General features: G+C 37.5%; 19 protein-coding genes. 13 read left to right on the top strand and 6 right to left on the bottom strand.

Annotated elements, in window-relative coordinates:
* The first annotated feature begins 15 nt into the window (after nt 1–15).
* Entirely contained in the window at nt 16–414 is a 399-nt protein-coding gene (locus A6E06_RS06355; protein ID WP_065592979.1) for a YchJ family protein, read from the top strand.
* Nucleotides 415–555: 141 nt separating this feature from the next.
* On the opposite strand, the gene A6E06_RS06350 is transcribed toward A6E06_RS06355, so the two are convergent.
* A complete protein-coding gene (locus A6E06_RS06350) occupies nt 556–1,986 on the bottom strand; it encodes a sodium-dependent transporter (protein WP_065592978.1) in 1,431 nt (476 codons plus the stop codon).
* 320 nt (nt 1,987–2,306) lie between these two features.
* On the opposite strand from A6E06_RS06350, the gene cls reads away from it, so the two are divergent.
* Entirely contained in the window at nt 2,307–3,761 is a 1,455-nt protein-coding gene (gene cls, locus A6E06_RS06345; protein ID WP_065592977.1) for a cardiolipin synthase, read from the top strand.
* Between the two features lie 82 nt (nt 3,762–3,843).
* Here the strand turns inward: cls and folE are convergent, their stop codons facing one another.
* Nucleotides 3,844–4,497: a GTP cyclohydrolase I FolE gene (gene folE, locus A6E06_RS06340; RefSeq protein ID WP_065592976.1), complete on the bottom strand. Its 654-nt coding sequence runs from the start codon at nt 4,495–4,497 to the stop codon at nt 3,844–3,846.
* A 153-nt stretch (nt 4,498–4,650) separates the two neighbouring features.
* On the opposite strand from folE, the gene moeA reads away from it, so the two are divergent.
* Nucleotides 4,651–5,895, top strand: coding sequence for a molybdopterin molybdotransferase MoeA (moeA, locus tag A6E06_RS06335; protein WP_065592975.1), 1,245 nt, complete (start codon nt 4,651–4,653; stop codon nt 5,893–5,895).
* An 11-nt stretch (nt 5,896–5,906) separates the two neighbouring features.
* The gene (gene moeB, locus A6E06_RS06330) at nt 5,907–6,656 is read left to right on the top strand and encodes a molybdopterin-synthase adenylyltransferase MoeB (RefSeq protein ID WP_065592974.1); all 750 of its coding nucleotides are present in this window, start codon (nt 5,907–5,909) and stop codon (nt 6,654–6,656) included.
* Nucleotides 6,657–6,715: 59 nt separating this feature from the next.
* Here moeB and A6E06_RS06325 read toward each other — a convergent pair whose 3' ends face one another.
* Entirely contained in the window at nt 6,716–8,833 is a 2,118-nt protein-coding gene (locus tag A6E06_RS06325) for a GGDEF domain-containing protein (RefSeq protein WP_065592973.1), read from the bottom strand.
* A gap of 422 nt (nt 8,834–9,255) precedes the next feature.
* Between A6E06_RS06325 and A6E06_RS06320 the strand changes: the two genes are divergently transcribed.
* The 6 genes from A6E06_RS06320 to A6E06_RS06295 all read left to right on the top strand — a co-directional run bounded on the left by A6E06_RS06320 (nt 9,256) and on the right by A6E06_RS06295 (nt 14,214).
* The gene (locus A6E06_RS06320; RefSeq protein WP_065592972.1) at nt 9,256–10,077 is read left to right on the top strand and encodes a phosphate ABC transporter substrate-binding protein; all 822 of its coding nucleotides are present in this window, start codon (nt 9,256–9,258) and stop codon (nt 10,075–10,077) included.
* Between the two features lie 75 nt (nt 10,078–10,152).
* Entirely contained in the window at nt 10,153–11,079 is a 927-nt protein-coding gene (gene pstC, locus A6E06_RS06315; protein ID WP_065592971.1) for a phosphate ABC transporter permease subunit PstC, read from the top strand.
* Between the two features lie 4 nt (nt 11,080–11,083).
* On the top strand, nt 11,084–11,938 hold the full coding sequence (gene pstA, locus A6E06_RS06310) for a phosphate ABC transporter permease PstA (protein ID WP_012550648.1): 855 nt from the start codon (nt 11,084–11,086) through the stop codon (nt 11,936–11,938).
* 74 nt (nt 11,939–12,012) lie between these two features.
* Nucleotides 12,013–12,762: a phosphate ABC transporter ATP-binding protein PstB gene (gene pstB / locus A6E06_RS06305; protein WP_065592970.1), complete on the top strand. Its 750-nt coding sequence runs from the start codon at nt 12,013–12,015 to the stop codon at nt 12,760–12,762.
* A 156-nt stretch (nt 12,763–12,918) separates the two neighbouring features.
* Nucleotides 12,919–13,509, top strand: a complete 591-nt coding sequence (locus tag A6E06_RS06300) for a porin family protein (protein ID WP_065592969.1) — start codon at nt 12,919–12,921, stop codon at nt 13,507–13,509.
* A gap of 72 nt (nt 13,510–13,581) precedes the next feature.
* A complete protein-coding gene (locus A6E06_RS06295; protein WP_061013845.1) occupies nt 13,582–14,214 on the top strand; it encodes a DUF2057 family protein in 633 nt (210 codons plus the stop codon).
* Between the two features lie 80 nt (nt 14,215–14,294).
* Here A6E06_RS06295 and A6E06_RS06290 read toward each other — a convergent pair whose 3' ends face one another.
* Together A6E06_RS06290 and torS are read right to left on the bottom strand one after the other, a co-directional pair.
* Nucleotides 14,295–15,935, bottom strand: coding sequence for a methyl-accepting chemotaxis protein (locus A6E06_RS06290; protein WP_065592968.1), 1,641 nt, complete (start codon nt 15,933–15,935; stop codon nt 14,295–14,297).
* 127 nt (nt 15,936–16,062) lie between these two features.
* On the bottom strand, nt 16,063–18,939 hold the full coding sequence (gene torS, locus A6E06_RS06285) for a TMAO reductase system sensor histidine kinase/response regulator TorS (protein ID WP_065592967.1): 2,877 nt from the start codon (nt 18,937–18,939) through the stop codon (nt 16,063–16,065).
* Nucleotides 18,940–19,013: 74 nt separating this feature from the next.
* On the opposite strand from torS, the gene torT reads away from it, so the two are divergent.
* A complete protein-coding gene (gene torT / locus A6E06_RS06280; protein ID WP_065592966.1) occupies nt 19,014–20,009 on the top strand; it encodes a TMAO reductase system periplasmic protein TorT in 996 nt (331 codons plus the stop codon).
* A 67-nt stretch (nt 20,010–20,076) separates the two neighbouring features.
* Nucleotides 20,077–20,532 (top strand): methylglyoxal synthase, encoded by a 456-nt coding sequence (locus A6E06_RS06275; RefSeq protein WP_065592965.1) that lies wholly within the window; start codon nt 20,077–20,079, stop codon nt 20,530–20,532.
* 78 nt (nt 20,533–20,610) lie between these two features.
* Here A6E06_RS06275 and helD read toward each other — a convergent pair whose 3' ends face one another.
* Nucleotides 20,611–22,674 carry a DNA helicase IV gene (helD, locus tag A6E06_RS06270; protein WP_065592964.1) on the bottom strand — a complete coding sequence of 688 codons (2,064 nt, stop codon included), beginning with the start codon at nt 22,672–22,674 and terminating at the stop codon, nt 20,611–20,613.
* Between the two features lie 196 nt (nt 22,675–22,870).
* Here helD and yccS point away from each other — a divergent pair, with 196 nt between their 5' ends.
* The gene (gene yccS / locus A6E06_RS06265; RefSeq protein ID WP_065592963.1) at nt 22,871–25,039 is read left to right on the top strand and encodes a YccS family putative transporter; all 2,169 of its coding nucleotides are present in this window, start codon (nt 22,871–22,873) and stop codon (nt 25,037–25,039) included.
* Nucleotides 25,040–25,054: the final 15 nt, after the last annotated feature.

Raw genomic sequence — 25,054 nt, 5'->3', positions numbered from 1 at the left:
AGAACGAATTTTATAATGTCTAAAACGAATCATTGTCCGTGTGGCAGCAAAAAAAACTATTCTATTTGTTGTGAGCCAATTCATAACAACCATGAATTAGCAAAAACACCAGAATTACTAATGCGTTCTCGTTACAGTGCTCACGTAAAACAATTAACTCAATATATTATCGATACCTACCATCCGTCTTGTCACGCAGAAGAATTTAGAGAAGGTATAGAAGAATCTATAGAGCTTGATTGGCGAAAACTGAAGGTAGTCTCTTCATACTTATCAGAGACTAGCGATGGTGAAGGATTTGTTTCCTTTAAAGCAACCTATTCTGAAAATGGGCAATTACATCAATTAAAAGAACACTCTCGCTTTCTAAAAGAAAACGGAAAGTGGTACTACGTTGATGGTGAGATTGAATAAGCCATACCCTCACATTTAAATACATCAAAGCCTAATATTCGTATCAGGCTTTTTTATTTCGATTAAATCAAAAAAACGAGAGTCATAAGACTCTCGTTTGTATTTTTATAATTCTATATCTTTACTATGGTTTATCTTAGATCAGAACTTCTTAGAGATAAGTGCTGAACCTGCAATAATCGCAACACCTAACAGCATGATTGGGCCTTTACCACCGTCAAAACCAGATGAGATACCCATAAATGCAACGATTGCGATTGCAACAGGGATTATGTACTTAACTAATACATACCATAGGCCAAATAGTGGAAATTTAATTTCGCCGCCATTGGTTACTTCATCTTCAAGATCTTCACGCTTCAATCTCCAACCAGCGAAGATACATACCAACATACCGCCAACGGCTAGGAATATCTTATCGGTTAATAAGTCAAAGATATCAAACGCACCAGTCTCAAACAGTGTTGGACCGAGGCCACCTAAAGATAATGAAGCAAATATACATAAAATAGCCATTACTGAACTTGCAGCAATTACCGCTTTAATTCGAGTAAATTTCTTCTCATCAATTAAGTAAGAAACGACTACTTCTAATAGAGATACTGAAGATGTCAATGCAGCTACACTTAAACCAACAAAGAACAACAGCGCGAGTAGAAGACCAATCAAACCGCCCATTTCTGCGAATATTTGCGGTACAACAACAAACACTAAACCAGGACCCGCAGTTGGTGCCATTCCAAATGCAAACATTGCTGGGAACATAGCGACACCAGCAAGAACAGCAACCCCCGTATCCATTGCCGTAACCATCGCGGTTGTCTGAACTAGGTTCTCTTTCTTCTTCAAGTAAGAGCCATAAGTCATCATACAACCCATACCAAGTGATAATGAGAAGAACGCTTGACCTAATGCCGCAAGAATTACATTACTGTCAATTTTAGAAAAATCAGGGCTAAACAGAAAATCAAGACCTGCCATCGCACCAGGAAGCATTAGACCTTTTACAGAAACAATTATTAAAATAATAAATAATAAAGGCATTAATATTTTGCCGGCTTTCTCTATACCGCCAGAAATACCTTTCATTACAATAATAATATTTAGAAGTAGGTATAAGCCCATCCACATAAGTGGCTCTACCGGATTAGAGATAAAAGCACCAAAGCTATCACCAATAGCGGCCGGAGTGTCTAACAGACCCGTACCCACTTTAGCAATATAAGCAACGGCCCAACCACCGACTACAGGATAGAAACCCATAATCAATAAGCCACTAACGACACCAATAACACCAGCAAAAGTCCAGCGACGATCTGTCGATTTAAACGCGCCTACTGCTGATTTTTGAGTACGACGACCGATAGCAAACTCAGTCAACATCACACTAAAACCAATGAAAATCACAAAGAAAAGATAGATAGCAACAAACGCACCACCACCATTTTCTCCCGCTGTATAAGGGAATTTCCATATATTACCAAGACCAACAGCAGAACCTGCTGCCGCCATTACAAATCCTAATTTTGATCCCCAAGTATCACGGGGGTTAGTGGTATTACTCATAGCCACAATTCTCCAATTATTCTATATCGTTGTATATGCACTGTGTTTGTATATGAGCATCAAAATGGTGTACAAAAAAGTATACACTTATAAAAAGTTGGTTAACGCTCAATGTTGCAAGTAAAACAGTTTGAGAATAAAATTGAAACCCCTTAGGTTACATTTTTTAACGTATACCTCCTTTTTTTAACTTAAATGTACATAAAGCAATCAATTTACTTTGTTCTCATTTACTTTATTTTGTAATTTTTCCCTTCCTCACCTACTCTTTTCCTGTAACTCCTGATTTAATAGAGATTCATTTACTATTTCAACGACAAAGGCTAATGGATAAATTTTATCAAGCACTTACTCTTATTGGTTTTATCTTATACTGGCTTCTCGTTGCCGGTGTAACCATTCGTGTTGTTTTTAAACCAAGGTCCGTTGGTGTTTCCTTAGCTTGGTTAATGATTATTTATATTATTCCTGTGCTAGGAGTATTGGCGTATTTCTTAATTGGCGAACTCAATTTAGGACGAACTCGTGGAGAGCGAGCAAAAGCGATGTTTACTCCTTATGAAGAGTGGTTTGCACAAGTTCACCATTGCCAACATCATCAACCTAACTCTATCTCCCATCGAATTTCATCAATACACAACCTGTGCTCTAATAGAGTAGGTATTCCCGCTCTCAGTGGGGACACTCTTTCGTTACTTAATACTCCATCAGAAATTTTAACCGCTATTATTCAAGATATTGAAAAATCTGAATATGAAGTCAATATGGAATTTTATATTTGGCACCATGGAGGCCTAGCGGACAGTGTTGCAAGTGCATTAATTAAAGCAGCCAAACGAGGGGTTACCGTTAATGTTCTTTTAGATTCAGCGGGAAGTATCGACTTTTTCAAAAGCCATTGGCCAAAACTACTTAGAAACTCAGGTGTTAATATTGTAGAAGCGTTAAGTGTAAGTCCATTCCGTATGTTTTTTCGCCGATTAGACCTGCGACTACATCGTAAAATTGTTGTTATCGATAATAAAATAGCTTACACCGGTTCAATGAATTTAGTCGACCCACAATACTTCAAACAACAATCGGGAGTGGGCCAATGGGTTGATGTTATGGTCCGAATTACGGGTCCTAACGTCGCGGTTTTAAATACAATTCACGCATGGGATTGGGAAGTAGAAACTGGTATCCGTGAATTGCCTGCCCCTCCTGAATGTCAAATATCAATTGACCCATTCAACCATACAACTCAAGTAGTTCCATCAGGACCAGGTATGCCTGATGATATAATTCAACAAGTCTTAATTACCGCGATTAATCAAGCAAGAACATCCCTTACTATCACTACACCTTATTTTGTCCCAAGTGAAATACTACTGCACACTTTACGAACAACGGCTCATCGTGGTGTTGAAGTGAAATTAATTTTACCTAAAAAGAACGATTCATTAATGGTTAGTTGGGCATCAAAATCCTTCTTTGAAACGCTATTAAAGGCAGGCGTTCAAATTTACGAATTTAACGGTGGTTTACTGCATACTAAATCTGTCGTGATTGACCATAGCTATTGTATTATTGGTACAGTGAATTTAGACATGCGCAGTTTTTGGTTAAACTTTGAAGTCAGTTTAATTGTCGATGACCCAGAGTTTACTAAACAGTTATCGTGGGTTTTAAACAGTTACTTAGATCAATCTACCCCTATAGAATTAAACGAATGGCAACAGCGTAATTTACCTCATCGTTTTACTGAACGTTTCTTTTCAATGTTTAGCCCACTACTTTAATCGTTAATTACGCATAAATAGTTAATTACTCATAGAAAAAAGCCCATCACAAAGTGACGGGCTTTTTTCTATCATATTTTTATTAACGAATACCGCTTAAAAACTCATGTCTTGTCGCTGGAATACTTTTAAATATCCCACCAAGAGCTGTCGTTGTTGTGCTGCTAGTTGCATCCATAACACCACGAGATTTAACACAATAATGCGTCGCTTCCATCGTTATAGCCACATCATCACTACCAAGTAAGGTTTGCAGCGCAACTAAAATTTGCTGAGTCATACGTTCTTGGACTTGAGGGCGCTGCGCAAAGAAACGAACAATGCGGTTAATCTTTGATAAGCCAATAATTTTCTGACGAGGAATATAAGCAACCGTTGCTTTACCATCAATCGTAACTAAATGATGCTCGCAAGTACTAGTCAGAGTAATATCGTTAACTCTTACCATCTCATCACAATTCATTTTGTTTTCAATAACAGTAATTTTAGGGAAATTGGCGTAATCTAAACCAGAGAAAATCTCATCAACGTACATTTTCGCAATTCGGTGAGGCGTTTCCTCTAAACTATCATCACTAAGATCAAGACTTAACAGCGTTAAAATTTCACGCATGTGTTCTTCTATACGCTCTTTTTTCTCTTCACGACTAATTCCATTTTCCTTCATTGGCGTCTCAAGACCACGCGCGATAAGGGCATCACGCACTAAAATGGCTGATTCACTGAATGATGACATCGTATACTCCAAATAACCTAATCAATTGAACTTTGCTAAGGATACCTGCTCTGTCAGATAAATACACCCTGATTTTACTGGGTCTATTAGATGTTCAGCGGTAAAATATGATAATGTGCAGTCATTATTACTATTAATTTAGAGAGTATCATAATGGATTGTTGCGCAACTCAAGGTTTGATCCCCGTAGAAACAGCTTTAGACACCCTTTTATCTCAAGTTTCCCCTATCTCAAATACAGTGGTATTACCGCTTTCTGATGCGATTGGTTTTGTTTTAGCTGACGATATTTGCTCTCCAATTAATGTACCTCCATTTGCTAATTCCGCGATGGATGGTTATGCCGTTCGTATCTCTGATTTAGAGCAATCATTAACGCTGCCTCTTGCCGGTAAATCTTTTGCTGGTATCCCCTTTGACGGCGAATGGGCAACACAAACCACTATCAGAATCATGACGGGTGCAAAAATCCCTACAGGTTGTGACGCCGTTATTATGCAAGAACTAACGTCAGATTCAGATGGTAACATTACGTTTGATCTTTCTTTAACTGATGTTAAACCACAAACAAATATTCGCCCAATTGGGGATGACGTTGCTCAGGGTCAAACCGTTTTAGAAAAAGGCCACAGATTAACACCACGAGACATTCCTCTAATTGCTTCTTTAGGTATTAATGATATCCCTGTCGTAGCAAAACCAAAAGTTGCCTTCTTCTCTACGGGTGACGAGCTAAAACCGTTAGGTCAACCATTAGAAGATGGTCAGATCTACGACAGTAACCGCTATGGTATTAAGGTATTAATTGAACGTTTTGGCTGTGAGGCGATCGACTTAGGCATTATCCCTGACTGCCCAGAAACACTAAGAAAAGTATTCTTAAAAGCAGATAAAGAAGCAGATGTAGTGGTTACTTCTGGTGGCGTAAGCGTTGGTGAAGCTGATTATACAAAAGACATTTTAGATGAACTTGGTCAAATTGGCTTTTGGAAGCTCGCGATTAAACCTGGTAAACCGTTCGCCTTTGGTAATTTACCAAATTCTTATTTCTGTGGACTGCCAGGTAACCCTGTCTCTGCCATGCTAACCATGTATGTTTTGGTTCAGCCAATGTTAGCAAAATTAGCAGGTCATTCGTCATGGGAAGCACCAAAATCCATTCCAGCCGTCGCTACAACGCTATTTAAAAAACGCCCTGGACGCACAGATTATCAACGTGGTATATATTCAATTAATGCCCAAGGACAATTTGAGGTAGCTACGACAGGAAACCAAGGTTCAGGGGCATTTAGCTCAATGAGTATTGCGAATTGTTTTGTCGTATTAGAGCGTGAACGTGGCCGTGTTGAATCCGGTGAAATGGTAAATATTGAATTATTTAACTCTTCTTTATATTAAGAGCGTTTGTAATGTCTGAATTAACTGATCAAGAAATGCTGCGCTACAACCGTCAAATTATTCTACGAAATTTTGATTTTGATGGACAAGAACGCTTAAAAGAAAGCGCGATTCTGATTATCGGCGCAGGGGGTTTAGGTTGTGCCTCAAGTCAGTATTTGGTTGCGGCTGGCATAGGAAAGATCACCCTTGTCGATGATGATGTGGTTGAACTCTCTAACTTGCAGCGACAAGTATTACACTGCGATGACACTATTGGCGATAAGAAAGTAGTTTCTGCCCAGAAGGCCTTGAATCGAATTAATCCTTATTGCACGATTAAAACAATAGGTAACCGATTGTCTGATGATGAGTTACGCACACTGATTAACGATCATGATTTAGTCTTAGATGGTACTGATAACGTTGATACTCGCAATCAGCTAAATCGTTTATGTTTTGAATCAAAAACACCATTAGTATCTGGTGCTGCGATTCGCATGGAAGGTCAAGTCAGTGTTTATACTTATCAAGATAACGAGCCCTGCTATCAATGCCTAAGTAGCTTATTTGGCCAACAGGCTCTAACTTGTGTGGAAGCCGGTGTCATGTCACCTGTTGTTGGGATTATTGGCGCAACTCAAGCTTTGGAAGCAATTAAAGTATTAGCTAATTATGGTCAACCATTAATTGGAAAATTATTAATTTTAGATGCGCTTTCAATGAATTGGCGCGAAATGAAATTAATGAAACAACCTTCATGCTCGGTGTGTTCTATATAAAGGCTTACGATAGGCTATAGGCCATTTCTTTAAAGCTACTTATTCTACAATAAGTAGCTTTAACTAACCGTGTTACAGCAAATCCTATTTCGTTTTTCTTTCGCTTTATACAATTGAATATCGGCTTCATGGTAGAGCTGATCAATATTTTTAATGTTTTTATCAGCAACAATACAACCAATTGAAACGGTTAAAAATTTAGATATTGAACTTAAATCATGTTCGATTTTTTTTGCCTCGAGTAATTCTTGAATATGATTAGCCATTTGTTCAAGGCTATTCATTGAACAATCAGGCAAACAAACGGCAAACTCTTCTCCCCCAACACGGCAAAAAGATATCCCCGAGATATTTTCAACTGCTTCATTCAAAATACCCGCAAAGCTCAACAATGCTTTATCCCCCTGTAAATGCCCATAGCGGGTGTTATAGAGTCCAAAAAAATCGATATCAAGTAGAATCACTGCTATATGAGATACTCTTGGGGTGTTTAATATCTGATTAAATTTTTTTTCAAACTGCCGACGATTACCAAGCCCTGTTAAAGGGTCTTTCAAAGACAATACTTCCAATTGTTTATTCATTACTTCAAGTTGCTTTGTTCTTGCTTTAATTTTCAATTCTAATTCTTTATTTAGTTTTTCTAACCTTTCAGTGGCTTGAGTTCGTTGTAATACTTCACTTAACGTAGAAATGAATAGGTTAATTATCTCCCTTTTTTCGGTGCTCAATATCTTTTTCGTTAAAAAATTATCTACAATTACAAAAGCAAATGGTTTCTTATCTGTCGTTTGTATTAACGCAATGCCTTTACAACCAAAACCGATTACTTTCATATCATGGAAAATGGGGGCTGATTCTGTATATATTAATGTTTCTGGTTTATCTATCGCTTCTTGGACTACATCTAAATTTTCACTATAGAAATAAGATTCATCAACGGTATTACCTTGCTGATCGGTTCCCCATGTTCCTTGCAAACTCGTACAATCTTCGTTAGTCAATAAAATGCCAAGGCGATCTATTCCTAAATGCTTAATAGCAAAAGAAACCGCACTTTGACACACATCACTTAATGTTTCGCAACGAGAAAAACCAACCACACTAATATTCAACAACCGAACTGCTTGCTCTCTCCGCTTTCTAATATAAATTTGTGACAATAGTGCGGCAAAATACTTCAGTATTTCTTGTTGATAAATAGTAATAGGCCCACGATGTATATAATTATCTAATGCAATCCATCCAACAGGGTAACTTTCCCCTCTTAATATAAGCATTGCATTCCACCCCTCTCCTACCACCTCTCCTGCTGTATAAAGCGGTGCTGGTTCGATGACGGCTAATGTTTCAGAGTGACTGTATAACGCTTCAAGATAAAATGGATCTAACTGATTCAAATTATATGATTTATGGTGCTCTCTAACCGTTTCTCCGCGCTCATTTGTTCCATACGTACTGCTAAAAGATCCTTGCTTATAATCCAATAACATAAATACACTTCGATCAAACCCCATATCATCTCGAACCGCTTCTATTGCAGCTTTAAATAATTCATCTAACGTTTCTAATTTCGATAAGCTAAGTGACAAATTTTGTACTAATTTAATTTTATCAAGAAATTCGTCTCGTTCTTTTATCTCATCTAGGTACTTAGCTGCTCTTATATCCCTTAAACGAATATCATTATGGGTATTCCTTTCGGCTCTTATACATTGCCATTGAGATGCTGCAATGTATAAGAAGTCTACTTTATTTTGTTCGATAAGAGCTTCAGGAGGGGGCTTTATATTATCAACAATTAAATACGTTCTATTGGACCGATGACTATCCAGTACAAACAAACAAGTACCGTGATTTAATACTTGTCGATAATCCCAACCAATAGTATTGCTCGATATAGGAACAAGACCGTCGCTACTCATGAATTTATTCGCCCACGACCAAAGACTCATTGGGACGCTCTCTAAGGGGAGGTGCTCACCATAAGTATATTCTTCGTGGTAGTCATAACTGTCTTTACAGAAAGTGATAATAGACGCTGAAGTGACTTCGAAATTTAACGAAAAGTACCAAAACAAAAGATCCGAAATGATTTTTTCATCATTACATTGAATTATTTTTTGCTCTAACGTCTGCCTATTTTTGGTATTGGTTAGTTCAAGATTCTGAATCATTTTTATTTATCAGCACTCAATTCGGATTAATACGTAATAATGCATATTTTCCTTAAAATATGCGAATTAACTAATGACTTAGTTCTTCTATTTGCGAAACAGCTCAATAAAAAACAATGAAATAACAAATAATTACATTATAAAAATTCAAAAATTACGCATTAATCTATTGATAATAAAGAAAATAAGATTTTTCCATAAAGAAATTTTTTATCGTTGATTCTTCTTCTTAAAAAGAGATAACTAGAATACTTTGATCTTTGAAAAAATAGGCTAAAGTACAAAAATAAAGACATCTCAAAAAAAATAAATTTCCTTCTGTCATACACTTTTAAGAAAACTGAAATATTACTGTCACATAAGTTTTCTAAAGTGGCCTCGTCAACTTAATCCGGCACGTATGCCTCATAAAGGAAATGAAAATGAAAAAGTCAGTTATCGGCGCACTAGCAATTCTGAGTTCAGTAGTAGCATTACCAGCATCAGCGAAAGAAACTATTTCTGCCGTTGGTTCAAGCAGCGTGACCCCTCTTATGGAAGTGTTTTCTGAAACTTACATGAAAGAACATTCAAATGTATATATCGAAGTTCAAGGCCCGGGCTCTTCTGCTGGTGTAAAAGCAGCAAAAAATGGGTCTGCGGATTTAGGTATGTCATCACGAAATCTAAAAGCATCAGAAAAAGAAGCGACATTAAAAGAATTAGTGGTTGCACACGACGGCATCGCTGTTGTGGTTAACCCAAGTAATACACTTAAAGGCCTAACGTCAGAGCAAGTTACAGCCATCTACAAAGGTGAAGTGACAAACTGGAAAGAAGTGGGTGGCGAAGATAAACCAATCGTTGCAATTACTCGTGACACGGCATCAGGCACTCGTGGCGCATTCGAAGACATCATGAGCCTTAAGAAAAAAATCTCAGGCATGAAAGTATCGGCTATCTCTCAACGAGCTCAAGTAGCAAATGGCAACGGCGCGCTAAAAACAATGGTGGCAAGCAACCCATACGCTATTGGTTATATCTCTTTAGGTACCGTAGATAGCTCAGTTCATGCTCTTTCTATCGATAACGTAGTACCAAGCGTTGCTGATATTAAAAATGGCACATACAAAGTATCTCGTCCTTTCCTTGTTCTGTACCGTGAAGGTAAGCCTTCAGCTGAAACTCAACAATTCCTAGACTGGATGACAGCAGAGACCGCTCAAAAACTAGTAGAAAAGAAAGGTTACATCTCAGTTAACTAATTACCACCCTATTTGCCTGACCTGTGAAGGTCAGGCTTTTTCCATTTCGAATTTTTCGACATGTGAGTATTTATTATGACCATCGCAATGAATAATCCAAATACAATAAATAACGACAAGCCTTCAAAAAGCCCGTTGAGACAAAAAAAGCGAGTGGATTGGAGAGAGCGCATTTTCCATGGCTTATTTTTAAGCTGTGCTGTTATTGGTATTGTTTCACTGGCAACAATTGCTTACTTTATTGTTAAAGAAAGTATCCCTGCATTTCAACAAGTCGGCGTAAGCGGCATTGTATTTGGCCAAGACTGGCTGCCACCCGCTCTTTATGGTGTTTTCACCATGATCGTCGCATCCGTTGTTTCTACCTTTGGTGCCGTTCTCGTCGGTGTTCCAATCGGTATCCTTACGGCTATTTTTATCGCTGAAATCGCGCCTAAACGCCTTGCCGATATTATCCGCCCAGCGGTTGAATTACTGGCTGGCATCCCATCAGTTGTTTATGGCTTCTTCGGTCTAGTTATCATCGTTCCATTAATTCAAGATATATTTCAAGTCCCTGCAGGTAACACCATTCTTGCTGGTATTATTGTTTTGGGTATTATGATTTTACCTACCGTAATTACGGTATCAGAAACATCCATCAGAGCCGTCCCTGCAACCTATAAAGAAGGTTCCCTAGCACTTGGGGCATCTAAGATATTTACTATTTTCCGAATTCTTCTTCCTGCTGCTCGCTCAGGCATTATGACCGGCGTCATCCTAGGTATTGCTCGTGCGCTAGGTGAAACCATGGCAATCATTATGGTAATGGGTAATGCCCCTGCAATGCCTGAAGGTATCTTAGATTCAGCGCGTACATTAACCGCAAACATTGCGATTGAAATGTCATACGCAAGTGGCATCCATGCCAGTGCTCTATATGCAACAGGCGTAGTATTACTCGTCTTTATCATGTCTCTAAATGGCATTCTTCTTTATCTAAATCGTGAAACAGCGAGATAAGACAATGAATAAATTAAAAAAACAACGTCATATTAAAGACCAGATTGCCGCAGGATTAATTTGGCTATCTGCATCTATTACCGTCGGTTTTCTTTTTTGGATAATGTGGTACATCTTATCAAATGGCCTACAGCACGTAAGCTGGTCATTCATTACTGATAATTACACTCGTACTGGTGAAGAGCACGGTATCTTCCCAATGATCGTGGCCACCCTCTACATGGTATTAGCTTCAATTGCAGTTGCAGCACCACTTGGGATAATGACGGCCATCTATTTAACCGAATACGCAAAAGTAGGCAGTAAACTCGTTAAAGTCATTCGCTTCTGTACCGAGTCATTAGCTGGTATTCCATCGATAATCTTTGGTCTATTTGGTATGACTTTCTTTGTGGGTATTTTAGGATTAGGTTTCTCAATTTTATCCGGCGCACTTACGCTGAGTATTTTAATCTTACCTGTGATTATTCGTACAACAGAAGAAGCATTAATGGCCGTACCTCAAACCTTTAGAGAAGGCTCTTATGGTTTAGGTGCATCAAAAATCTATACAATTTGGCGCTTAATATTACCAAGCGCAATGCCAGGTATTTTAACCTCTGTTATTTTAAGTATTGGTCGTGTTATTGGTGAATCTGCGCCGGTATTCTTAACCGCGGGGATGGTGGCACGTATTCCTGATTCATTGCTTGATTCAGGCAGAACATTAACCGTTCATCTTTACAAATTAACCACTGAATTATTTACTATCGAAGAATGGAATCAAGCTTACGCAACAGCGACAGTATTGATTGTTCTTGTATTAATAATTAACACGCTAACGAAGCTATTGGCTCGAAAAATCAATAAAGCGTCTTAATTAATCGATTTATTATCTATCACTAATTATTGACTGATTGCACGGTATAAGATGCGATCAGTAAGGAAAACACAATGAACAAATTTAATATTGAAAACCTAGATCTTTTTTACGGACAAAACCAAGCATTAAAAGGCATTAACTTACCGATCCCTGCAAAACAAGTAACTGCACTGATCGGCCCTTCTGGCTGTGGAAAATCAACGTTATTACGTTGTTTAAATCGCATGAATGATTTAATCCCTGGCGTAAAAATTACGGGGTTTGTTAGCTTAGATGACCATGACATTTACAGTAATATCGATGTTGCCGATTTACGAATCAAAGTTGGGATGGTTTTCCAAAAAGCCAACCCATTTCCAATGAGCATTTATGAAAACGTTGCCTATGGCTTAAAAGCACAAGGCGTAAAAGACAAAAAAGTACTAGATGCCGTTGTTGAGAAATCACTTCGCAGTGCTGCTCTTTGGGATGAAGTAAAAGATCGCTTAAAATCTCATGCTTTTGGCCTATCTGGTGGACAACAACAGCGTTTGTGTATTGCTCGTACTATCGCAATGGAACCTGATGTCATCTTAATGGACGAACCAACGTCAGCATTAGACCCTATTGCAACACACAAAATTGAAGAATTGATGGAAACACTGAAAAAAGATTATACGATTGTTATCGTTACTCACTCTATGCAACAAGCTCGTCGTATTTCAGATAAAACGGCTTTCTTTTTGATGGGCGAATTAGTAGAGCATAACGATACTCATGTTATTTTCTCAAATCCTAAAGATGACCGTACCCAAGGCTATGTAAATGGTGACTTTGGTTAAACCTAATTATTGAATTATAACAAAAGCGATGGAAACTCTTTGCCCCTACTAGTTAGGGGCTTTTTTTGTTATAAATTGTAATTTATTTGTTATATTATTTGATTTATTATAGTTAACGTGAATAATAATAACTACATAGATATTACGGATAATTACATGAAGTTATTGAGTTTCATATCATTTATATTATTTTCTTTTTCTGTACAAGCTGACAAATCAGGCTATTACATAACAACTAATCTCGAAGAGTCTTCAGTGACTTTTCTTGGAGTTCAAACAGACCTTGATCGTGGCTATAACATTAAAGGTGGTTATGATTTCCCAATTTCAGATACATTTTATATGTCTGTTGAACTTGAATATAACAATATGGGCAGTTTTGATTACGACTGGAAGAAAGATAATGAATTTGCAAGAAGCCATATTGATGCCCATTTTTTCGGTGCTAATTTAAAATACCGAGCTTATATATTGGAGTCTGATTTCTTTATTACCAGTCTGTTTGGGTATGGATATTACTACTTAGATATGGATATTGATTTTTACTTAGAAGAAGGGAATAAAGGTTTTAAAGGAACAGGATCCGAAAGCCGAAGCGCCTTAGGTCTATCTTATGGTTTTGAAGCTGGATATGACTTTACAAAACATTTCACTTTGACAGCAGGTCACAACATAGCACGTGCTATTATAGATGGTATTGGATATGACTTTGGGACCACTTATATTGGGTTAACGTATAATTTCTAATTCAGTTAGGCGTTTATTTATCACTAGAATCTAAGTACACTTAATCTAATAATAATGATTAGGTGTACTTAAATGAAAATTAATTCTCTCTTTGCTGCCAGTATTTGTCTTCTTACTTCAGTAAGTGCAAATGCCTCAATTCAACTGACTATTCCTGGAGATGTTGAGCTACTACTGGTTGACAATCAAGAAGTTGAATTAGAAAGTTCTTTCTTCTCTACTTCATCAAATCTTGAATTAGAAAACGGCGAGCACCAAATTGCATTTAGATACAACCCAGTATTTAAACAAGGTAAAGATAATATCATCGTCTCTAGCGATATTATTATTTCTAAATTCTCTGCATCAGATAAAGAGATCACCTTTAAATTTCCAACCTATAATTCGCCAGAAAAAGCAGAAGCCTTTAATACTGACTTAAATTGGCAACTTATCGATCAAAACAATGCAGTGATCCCTTACGCCCAATCACAACTTATCCATAATGGTGTTCAAGTTGGCCGAAATATTCAATTTGAACTAGCGCAATTCAATAGCACCAATGATCCTGCCGCATTTAAAGAAGGCATGGTAACTGTAACTCATAAAGAAATTAAAAATGAGCAAGGCCAAAACACTGCTGAACAAATGCTGCATTACTGGTATGAAAAAGCAGATAAAGAAACGCAAGAACGTTTTTCCGCCTACTTATTACAAAATAAATAAACGCCCCATACAGATCAATAGATATAAAATAGCCCACGAATATCGTGGGCTATTTTATTTATCAAAACCAACTGTCAAAATTACACTTTAAATTGAGAGACCAAACCATCAAGACGCTCGCACTGTTCTGATAGTGAAATACAAGCACTTTCTGAGCGACTTACCATCAGCACCATTTCTGAACTATTATCTGCAATACGTTGTACATTCGAGTTGACGTCATCACTAACATGGCTCTGCTCATTAGCGGCTGTGGCGATATGCGTATTCATATCGTTCATAACAACAATCGCTCTTGTGATATGTTGTAATGACTTTGATGCCTCACTTGCTAGATCAATCGTTTCTTTGCCACTTTTGGTACTTGATTCCATTGCGAAAACAGCTTCTTTTGCCCCCGATTGTAAACGCTCAATCATCTTTTCGATCTCACCAGTACTGTATTGCGTTTTACTTGCTAACGCCCTTACTTCATCAGCAACAACTGCAAAACCACGTCCTTGCTCACCAGCTCGCGCAGCTTCTATTGCCGCATTTAATGCTAATAAATTTGTTTGGTCAGCTATCCCTTTAATTACACCTAAAATCGATGCTATATTTGAAACATCACTATCTAGAGTATGAATTACAGTTCCCGCCAATGTTATCTCATTGGCCAATCCTTGAATCGATATTACGGTCTGCTGCAAAATAGCTTCTGTCGTATCAGCTTCTGCTGTGGCACCTAAGCTTGCTTCTGCTGCTTCATTGGCATTTTCATTCACCGTATTACTTGTTACTTGCATTTCATGCACAGCAGCAGCAACGACCTCACTCTCTTGTTGTTGGCTTGAAGAGAATTTAGCGATATTTTTTGTTAATACTTGGATATTGTCCATTTCAGAACGAACGGTATTAGACGATGCAATAACATCTGAAACCGTGGTATGTATCTTTGATACAAACAAATTAAAGGCTTGTGCAAGTTTACCAATTTCATCATTTGAGGTAACGGCGATGCGCTTTGTTAAATCTCCGTCTCCAGAAGCGACTTCTGACATCGCCGATTCTAATGATTGAATTGGTTTTACAATCCAATTAATTGATAACCAAATAGCGAATAAGCCAAAAATCACAGCACTAATGGCACCAATTTCTGAAATAATTTTCCCCGAATTAATCCCATGATGGCTCTGTACCCCTAACTTTACTTGCTCACTCATAATCAACTTGCTGATTGATTTAAGTTGCTTTCGCATGATCTTGAATTGTTCTTCTAACTGATTATGATGTTTCTGATAATAAGCTTGAGAATTATTAGGGTCAGAGAACAGGGGTTCATAGAGTTCAATCCATTTTTCGGCCGCATTAATTAACGTTGTTAATTCAACTTGAGTATTTAAAGGCAAAATGTTTTCTTGAAATAACACTTCAACCTTTTTTAAACGAGGAATAGCGTTGTAAGCGTTATCTTGAAATTCAAACGTATGATGATCTCTTTCTGCATTGGTTGTTGAAAGCATTAAACCTTGCGCTGCTGCAGTGACTTGATAAAGATCTCGGTATGCATCTTCTAATGATTCATTTACTGGCTGAACAAGCTCAATTAATTTGTAATTAACTTCCGCTTGTTCATTTAGCTTCATTACATTAAGCGTTGAAATAACACTGAATAAAGAAACAATCGCGACAATTGGCAATGCTATTTTTGTTTTTACTGATAAACGTCCTGCTAACTTCATAACCTATCCATATGAAATAAAAATTATTCCACAGAACTATACCAAATAACGCTAAATATAAATTGTCCAAACCCATCATATTGGCAAATAAATTTCTCTCATATTATTGATATTTATGAAGTTAATTTCATTTATCAAAAAAGGTATTTAATGCCTCTATTGATTGTCCATAAACCTGAGAAATTTCGATATCACTGCAACCAGATACGTCACCACTTTTCCCTTTTTCTTCATAAGAATGACAAAGTGCGTGTAATTGCATTAAACCAAGACTACCGGCAGATCCTTTTAATTTATGTGCAAGCTGGTTCACTTGATACACATCTCTATTGATAATTGCATGTTGTAATTGAACTAAATTATCTTTAGAGGATACTCTAAATAGATCGATGATCTTGGCCATTCTAACCTCTCCTAACACAGCCAGATCACTTTGAAGAACCTTCTCATTTAAAATCACATCTGCTTCCTCAATGCTATTATTATCAGAAATAAAAGCTAATGCCTCTTGAGCCATCTCTATTTCCTGTATTAAAGGAACCTCGCTTAAAAAACGATTAAGCATTTTTATTAATTGATTTTCAATTAAAGGTTTCCCTAAAAAACCATCAAACCCTGCGGCTAAATAGCTTTCAACATCTTCATTAAAAACGTGAGCCGAAACAGCAAGTATAGGGGTATGTTGCGTATAACCCTCTTTGTTCTGTTCTATTTCTCTTAATCGCTTCTGTAAAGTGACACCATCCGTATCAGGTAGATTAATATCTAAAAATAGCATATCAAATTGGTCTTTTTTTAACGCCTCTTCCGCAAGGATACCGGTATCAACAGCGGTAACCTTGTGACCCAAGCGTTCTAAGAAACCAACAGCCACCATTTGATTAACCGGATTATCTTCCACTAGAAGAATATGAGCAGGAGCAACATCAGGAGTGGTACTTTCTTCATTATGGGCAATGATACAATGCCCCTCCTCTAATTCTAAAGAGAACCAAAATGTACTCCCTAGCCCCTCTTGTGAGTCAACACCAATTTCACCGTCCATCGCTTCAATTAAGCGCTGGCTAATCGCAAGCCCTAGACCTGTTCCACCATAAACTTTTTGCCCTTCTTCTGCTTGAGTAAACGCCTCAAACAAATTACCCATTTCATGCTTGGCAATACCAACACCAGTATCAACCACCTCAAACAATAACGTCGTATCCAAAATAACGTGCAATTGAATTGTCACACTACCTACATGGGTAAATTTAACCGCGTTACCGACAAAGTTATTCAACACTTGTCTAATTCGGGTGCTATCTCCTATCCACCACGCAGGTATCTCTGCCGGAACATCAAACGCAAGAGTAATCCCTTTCTGTTGAGCCCTTGAACTAAATAAATGATGTACATCTGTAACCATAGAATGCACGTTAAAATTTACATTACGAATAGATAAATGACCGGCTTCAATTTTTGAGTAATCTAAAATATCATTAAGTAAATCCAGTAAGTTTTCACCACTGCGATTAATAATATCAACATATTGTTGTTGCAAAGCCGTTAAGCCACTTCCGCGTAATAACTCTCCAGTCCCAAGAACACCATTTAGTGGCGTTCGGATCTCATGGCTCATCGTTGCTAAGAAAGCAGATTTAGCTCGATTGGCTTGTTCCGCTAAATCACGCGCTTTATCATGATTAATTATTTCAACGTTTAAGCGCTCATTACTCGACTTTAGTTCTTGGGTTCTTTGAGCAATTTGCAACTCTAAACTGTCTTTATAATCTTGAAGTTCTTGTGCTGTATCTCTAGCGACAAGAATTGAACGTCCCATTTGAGCTAATTCATCATCTCCTGATGTATCTAACTCGATGTCTAACTTCCCATTAGCAACATTTGTAATCGCTTGTTCATATTGATTAAGTCGCATAATTACGCGAGCATATACGTAGCGCCACATAATGTAGATAACTAAACATAAACCCAATAACGTAATAGAAATAAGTAGTTGCTGTACCACTTTTAGTACAAAGTTCACATCAGCAACAGCTTGTTTCGTGACATCATTCGCTTGCTCTAAGAGTTGTGCAATCGTTAAATTTAATTCTTGGAATTGATGAATATTTTCATCACTTAACGATTTCAATTGTTGATTTATATTGATTAATTGAATTAGCTCATTAAAAAGACGTTCACTTTTAGTAAGATTATTTGCTAATACCAACATTTGCTTTGTTCGACTTGGATCTTCAACAGCTTGCACACGACGAGTAATAATCGTCATGTCTCGATTGAAATCTTGGCGTAATTTTTCAACATTAACGATATTGTGGCTGTTTCTCGCATCATCAATCGTATTAACAACCTTAAATGTGAGCAAACGTAATTCATGTAAACGTTCGGCCAAATCAAGATCTATTTCAACTAATGTATCTAATGCTTTATAAACTGCATCGTCATCTTTATTTTCAACAAGATCATAAATTTTAACAACATTAGCAATGGTGATCGTGTTTGAGTTAAGAACTTGCGAACGAGCTAATTCTTCTAATTGAAGCGCTGTTTTGGTTAGCTTTTGACTTTTATTTTGAATAAGACTGTGCAGAACCACTTTTTCACCAACGTTATTTCCCATCGTTGCTAAATTATCAACAATCTCTTGAACTTGATGATCTAAACGAGTAAGTAACGCTTTATCAAATGGATAAACCCCCAGCCCTTTCAACCGGACATATAAGCTTTCAATCGAGGTAAATAATTCTTTGCCGTATTTTTTTCGTTCTTTTTCTGAATTAACTTGAGAAAGTAATTGAGAAGTAGAAATTATTTTTGTACTTAAATCAGAAATATATCGAGCTTCAATTACCGCAGGAATGGCCGAATCTATTACTGTTCTTTCTGTTTTTTCAACATAAGAGAAACCAAGAACACTAACAACAGATCCAAAAGCCATAAGAGCAATCATCACCATAAAAGTAAGAAATAGCTTTCGACCTATCCCTGTAGAAGCAAATAACATAATCTTGAATACACTTTAGAAAATGAAGTAATGCGAGTATCATATCACCAACCTAAAGTCAGTGCGAAGAGACCATGAAACTTACTTTTCATTCCATAGCTATCTTATTAATTTCCATCTTATTATCCCCTCTTGCACACGCAAAAGAATCATGGAAATTGTGTGCTATTTACCCACACTTAAAAGACTCTTATTGGCTTTCCGTCAATTACGGCATGGTTGAAGAAGCAAAGCGCAAAAATATTGAATTAACCGTCTATGAATCAGGTGGTTATCCTAACATTGACCGTCAAAAAGAACAGATAGAACAATGCGTATCTATTGGTGCTGACGCTATTTTATTAGGTACCGTTGATCCTATTGTTTACCAAAGTGACTTAAAAAGATTAACCTCTGGAATACCTATTTTCGCTACTGTAAATCAATTAACGAGTTCATTACCTCCTCTGCCGCCCATTCATCTTGGTGAAGTCGGAGTAGATTGGTACGACATGGGCTATAAAGCGGGAGAGTTTTTAGCCAAGAGACACCCTAAAGACTCAGGTATCACTTACATTGGGTGGCTACCAGGGCCTAAAACTCGTGGCGGAACAAAACCAGTAACTAAAGGGTTTAACGACGCAATAAAAGAAAGTGATATTGTGGTCAGTGCGACCTACTGGGGGGATAACAGTAAAGAACTCCAACGCAACCTTATTCAAGATGCACTTCAAAGTGAAAAATTAGATTATTTAGTGGGCGGAGCCGTTGCAATTGAAGTTGCGATCAGCGAACTTGCTAGTAGAAAAATGCAAAATGAAGTTGGATTAGTGTCTACTTATCTAAGTCATGCGGTATATCGCGGTTTATTACGTAAACGTGTGTTATTTTCTCCTACTGATAAAATGGTTTTACAAGGCAAGTTAAGTGTCCAACAGGCGATTGGGTACTTAAATAATAAACCATTGCCTTTTAAATTATCGCCAAAAATAGAAGCATTAACACCAAACCATTTACCAAAAAAGGTATTACTCGACTCTCTCTCTCCTGCGGAATACCGCCCTACGTTTTTTGTAGCTGCACAACCTTAGTTGCAGTGTCATTTAGTTGAGATGTAAAAGTAGTAAGTTAAAGAAAATTATAATTAAGGAACCTTTAATGAAAAAAACAACACGGATTATCCCTGCTCATAAGAATATAGCACTTGTGGCTCATGACCATTACAAGCCAGAGCTTTTACGTTGGGTTACTGAAAACAAGGAAGCATTACAAGGTCATTTTCTATTTGCTACAGGCACAACAGGAAATCTTCTTAGCAGAGAAACCGGGTTAGCAATTAAAAGTTTATTAAGCGGTCCTATGGGCGGAGACCAGCAATTAGGCGCTTTAATCTCAGAAGGTAAGATTGATATGATGATCTTTTTCTGGGATCCACTAAACGCAGTTCCTCACGATCCTGATGTTAAAGCCTTATTACGCATAGCGACAGTATGGAATGTACCTGTTGCAATGAACCGCGCAAGTGCAAAATTAATGATTACTTCGCCTAATATGACAAAAGAAGTCGAGATCGAAATTCCTGATTATGCAGCCTATTTAGCTGAACGTGTATAATAAAACTCGCTAACAGCTTACTTATAAATAAAAGCCCCTACTTATAGTAAGTAAGGGCTTTTTATTAACTTAAGAATATTACTCAATAATAACAGGGTAATCTTTATCAACGATTTCCTGAACAAAGGGAGAAGGTTTGCCATGATATGCTACCCAGACCTTTTTCTTGGCTCTGGTTAATGCAACATAAAATAAACGGCGTTCTTCTGCATAACTAAACTCCTCTTCATGAGGAAGTAATGCGCTATCTAGAGATTCTGATCTGATTTTCATCGGAAATTGACCGTCTGTCATTTCAACAATAAAAACATAATCGGCTTCAGTTCCTTTACTCGCATGACACGTTTTATATTCCAAATTTAATCCAGGATAAAACTTTGTCCATTCATCAAAACCATCTGGTTTATGGCTATGGTTTCGCCCCAGAATTAACACTTTATCGCCATCTTTACTATTTTTAGATAATGACAATAATTCTTTTTCAATTGAATTATGCTCTATCACTTTCACGGCTTTTCTTTTTTGCTTAGTAAAGCTGTTCAGCTCTTTTGTAAGCTGCATCGGGTTTTCTTGGATAAACCTATTTGCCACTGCACCAATTTGATCATTAAAGCGATATGTCGTAGATAAATATGCAATTTGAGTTGATTGAAAACGCTTTTCAAAACCGGTAGTTAAAGATACATCAGCACCTGCAAAACGATAAATCGCTTGCCAATCATCTCCCACAGCAAAGAGCGTTGCTTTTTCTTGATGCGTATTTTCGTTGTGACAAATCGCTTCAATTAAATCTAAACGCTGTGGTGAAATATCTTGATACTCATCCACCATCACAAACGCCCAAGGCAGTGCATATTTTTTATCATTAATATACTGCTTAGCTTTTGAGATCATCAACTCGTAGTCAATCGCCTCTTCATGCTTTAACGTTCGTTCATACGCCTTAAAAAACGGCCAAACGATATTTAATTCACTTTTTAATCGTGCAGCATCAAGATGTGATTCTATCTTTTCTAACGTTGATTTTTTATCCAATTGCAATGCATTTAGTTGGCAGATCTGTTTATATAACCATTCTTGAAGCTTCTCATTATGCGATTCTTCTTTTAAATCGACATCACCACGAAGATAAGCAATTGGCCATTTTTTTAGATGTTTTTTCCAACGATTCATCGCCGTCGCATTTTTCCATTCTGAATCAAGTACGTGAACAAACCATTCTTTACGGCTTTTTACATCAGTAACCAGACAAGAAAGTTTAGGCTGTTGGTATTCCGCATGGCGAATAATTTCTAATCCTAATTGATGAAATGTAGCGACCTTTACTTTTTGACCAACATCAAACCCCAATTTCTCGATAATTCTGCCTGACATCTCTTGAGCGGCTTGGCGGCCAAAAGCAAGCAATAACACTTCATCAGGCTGTGCCTGGCCACTTTCAATTAAATAATTAACCCGAGCAACAAGGACGCTCGTTTTACCGGAACCAGCACCCGCTAAGACTAAGGTATGATCCTCATTTAATAACAAGGCACTTTGCTGAGATTCATTAAGTGGCTGAGATTCACATCTAGAAAAGAAATCTTTCCATTCTGTTTTTTGTTCCTCTAACCATTCATTATTAAGTTCTGTTAATTGTAACTCTGGATCGGTAAGCCAGTTAAGAACAGGAGCAATACAATTTGGTTGGAGCTGCTCAGCAAGTGGAATTGATAATTGTGTTTGTTCAAACAAATCATACAATTTTTCAACCATTAATAATGCTTCTGTTTGTTTTAAAAAACGACGCTGACCACTAAAGTCTTTAACCAAATTTAACATTTGTGGTTTAAGTTGATTAAGCATCACTATTTTAGATTCTTTCCAATCAGCATACGCATTTAATACGGTATTAATAATGACATCGCATTCTTGCCACGGTAAACCTGACACTCGCCACGCAATTTGTTCATTACGATTATAAAAACACAGAGAACTCCAAATCAACCCTCTTTGAAAGGTAACCTTTCCACTCCATTTATCAAACGGAACAGATACTTGGAACTTATGTGAGGTAAACAACAGCTGCTCTTGCTCTAATTCAAGTTGATAATAATCACCTTGAACTAACCACTGAGCGAAGGTGGTTGCTTTGATCTGCATGATTCAATACTACCTAAGGATAATTATATTTATGGGCATATTTTAAGCACCCATGGATGACTGGAAGAGGGATAGGATATCAGGTTCTTTTTTTGTTGTCCCAGATCAGTATTAAGACAATGATCTACTCTATGTTGCTTTCATCCCTATAGGACTTTGTTATGATAGGCTTTTGCATTATTAGATAATACCTATTGTGAGCTATCGCCAACTTTTTCGTCAATATTGGTCCAATAAAACCATTAATTTCAGTATTCGTGTATTAATCGCTCTAGTTGGCGCGGTTATTCCTTGTTGGTATTTAGAACAAAACACCGCAATTACTCCATTAATTTTAGGCATCATTGCCGCTGCATTAGCAGAAACTGACGATAAATTATCTGGTCGACTCAAGGCTCTTTTCTTAACTTTTATTTGCTTTGCCGTTGCAGCTTTCTCTATTGAGCTTCTTTTTAAAACCCCTATCTTATTTGCGATTGGTCTTTTTTGCTCTACTTTTTCGTTTATCATGCTTGGAGCCTTAGGCCCTCGTTATGCAAGCATCGCATTTGGTTCTTTACTGATCGCTATTTATACCATGCTAGGCGCAGCAGAAAGCCCTAACATATGGTATCAACCTATGCTTCTTCTAGGGGGGGCTGCTTGGTATTATTCAATCTCATTAACTTGGCAAATTTTCTGGCCTTTACAGCCAGTACAACAAAACCTAGCTACCGTTTTTGATACCATGGCGACTTACTTAAATAGTAAAAGTGAGCTATTTCATCCCATCACAAATCTAGTACCTCAGCCTTACCGCCTTCAAGAAGCAAAAAATAACGCACAAATGGTGACGGCGTTGAATAACAGTAAGGCATCTTTATTAACGAGAGCTAAAGGCGGCCATGTTGTTGGTGCAAGCGACCGCTTTCTAAAGATATATTTTATTGCTCAAGACATCCATGAGCGAGTCAGCTCTAGCCATTATCGCTATCAAGATCTTGCTAATACATTTAACCGAAGTGATATTCTCTTTCGCTTTAAGCATTTATTGCATAGCCAATCAGAGGCTTGTAAAGAAGTCGCTCGTTGTTTATCACTTGGTTTACCTTATCAACACGCCCAAACCTCTATTTTTGCATTAGATGAATTACAACAATCCTTAATTGCCCTGAAGGAACAGCAGCGACCAGAGTGGCGCTTATCGGTAATTCAGCTTGAATATTTATTTAACAACCTCGCGACGGTTGAACGTCAATTTGCCAATATTAGCAATCCTGAACGAAGTTTAGAAAGCGAAGAAGACACCGTATTGGCTGATCAAGGAGCTCATACCCCTAAAGCAATGTGGCAACGATTAAGAGCGAATCTAACCACTGATTCTGTTCTATTTCGCCACGCTATTCGAATGGCTTTAGCTCTCACTGCTGGTTATGGCATTATTCAAGCATTTGATTTGGATCGCGGCTATTGGATTTTATTGACCACGCTTTTTGTCTGCCAACCAAACTACAGTGCCACAAAAGAAAAACTCGTTGCTCGTGTCGCTGGAACTCTGATCGGACTGTTGGCAGGAACGGCACTGCTCGTTCTGTTTCCTTCTCTGGATAGTCAATTAGTTTTAATGGTTATTGCTGGGGTTTTGTTCTTTGCTTTTCGTCTAGCTAACTATGGCTTTGCTACCGCCTTCATCACAATCTTAGTTTTATTTTGCTTTAACCAATTAGGTGAAGGTTATGCCGTAATTCTTCCTCGTTTGGGAGATACCATTGTTGGCTGTATTTTGGCTGTGGTTGCCGTCACTTATATTTTGCCTGACTGGCAATCCAAGCGCTTACATAAGGTAATGGCTGATACGGTTCATGCCCATCAAGATTACTTATCAAATATTATTGCTCAATATAGGGCGGGAAAAAAAGATTCCCTCCAATATCGACTCTCTCGACGCCAGGCTCATAATAATGAAGCCGCACTTAGTTCTGCCATTAGTAACATGCTTATAGAACCAGGAAAATACCAAACTGCAGTAGACGAATCATTTCGTTTTCTTTGCCTATGTCATGCGATGCTTAGCTATATTTCTGCACTTGGTGCCCATAGAACACGATTAAAAGATGAAGAAACTCATCAATTGGTTGCTGAATCACACCGTATTATTCATTCACATCTGAACCAAATCCAATGTCAGTTTACGAATTCTGACTGTAATGAAGAATTAAATATTATGGCAGAAGAAAGCATTGAGAAACGATTATCTGAATGGCGCGATGAAGATGAGGACTCTGTAAGAATGGTATTACAACAACTGCATTTAATGCATCAAATCCTACCTGAAATGCATTCTTTATCTACGATATTAGGCACTCAGGTTTCTGAAAAAAAATAGCAGTATGAATATACT

This window comes from Aliivibrio sp. 1S175, assembly GCF_001690985.1.
Taxonomy (GTDB): domain Bacteria; phylum Pseudomonadota; class Gammaproteobacteria; order Enterobacterales; family Vibrionaceae; genus Aliivibrio.
The sequence above is the reverse complement of the archived record's forward strand: the minus strand, read 5'-3'. Positions and strand labels throughout refer to the sequence as shown.

Excerpts from the sequence above, each read along its gene's own strand:
- A6E06_RS06300 (WP_065592969.1), top strand. The coding sequence starts at position 12,919 with ATGAAGTTATTGAGTTTCATATCATTTATATTATTTTCTTTTTCTGTA.
- torT (WP_065592966.1), top strand. The coding sequence starts at position 19,014 with ATGAAACTTACTTTTCATTCCATAGCTATCTTATTAATTTCCATCTTA.
- A6E06_RS06320 (WP_065592972.1), top strand. The coding sequence starts at position 9,256 with ATGAAAAAGTCAGTTATCGGCGCACTAGCAATTCTGAGTTCAGTAGTA.
- cls (WP_065592977.1), top strand. The coding sequence starts at position 2,307 with ATGGATAAATTTTATCAAGCACTTACTCTTATTGGTTTTATCTTATAC.
- A6E06_RS06275 (WP_065592965.1), top strand. The coding sequence starts at position 20,077 with ATGAAAAAAACAACACGGATTATCCCTGCTCATAAGAATATAGCACTT.
- A6E06_RS06355 (WP_065592979.1), top strand. The coding sequence starts at position 16 with ATGTCTAAAACGAATCATTGTCCGTGTGGCAGCAAAAAAAACTATTCT.
- pstB (WP_065592970.1), top strand. The coding sequence starts at position 12,013 with ATGAACAAATTTAATATTGAAAACCTAGATCTTTTTTACGGACAAAAC.
- helD (WP_065592964.1), bottom strand. The coding sequence starts at position 22,674 with ATGCAGATCAAAGCAACCACCTTCGCTCAGTGGTTAGTTCAAGGTGAT.
- A6E06_RS06295 (WP_061013845.1), top strand. The coding sequence starts at position 13,582 with ATGAAAATTAATTCTCTCTTTGCTGCCAGTATTTGTCTTCTTACTTCA.
- moeA (WP_065592975.1), top strand. The coding sequence starts at position 4,651 with ATGGATTGTTGCGCAACTCAAGGTTTGATCCCCGTAGAAACAGCTTTA.
- torS (WP_065592967.1), bottom strand. The coding sequence starts at position 18,939 with ATGTTATTTGCTTCTACAGGGATAGGTCGAAAGCTATTTCTTACTTTT.
- A6E06_RS06290 (WP_065592968.1), bottom strand. The coding sequence starts at position 15,935 with ATGAAGTTAGCAGGACGTTTATCAGTAAAAACAAAAATAGCATTGCCA.
- moeB (WP_065592974.1), top strand. The coding sequence starts at position 5,907 with ATGTCTGAATTAACTGATCAAGAAATGCTGCGCTACAACCGTCAAATT.
- folE (WP_065592976.1), bottom strand. The coding sequence starts at position 4,497 with ATGTCATCATTCAGTGAATCAGCCATTTTAGTGCGTGATGCCCTTATC.
- pstC (WP_065592971.1), top strand. The coding sequence starts at position 10,153 with ATGACCATCGCAATGAATAATCCAAATACAATAAATAACGACAAGCCT.
- pstA (WP_012550648.1), top strand. The coding sequence starts at position 11,084 with ATGAATAAATTAAAAAAACAACGTCATATTAAAGACCAGATTGCCGCA.
- A6E06_RS06325 (WP_065592973.1), bottom strand. The coding sequence starts at position 8,833 with ATGATTCAGAATCTTGAACTAACCAATACCAAAAATAGGCAGACGTTA.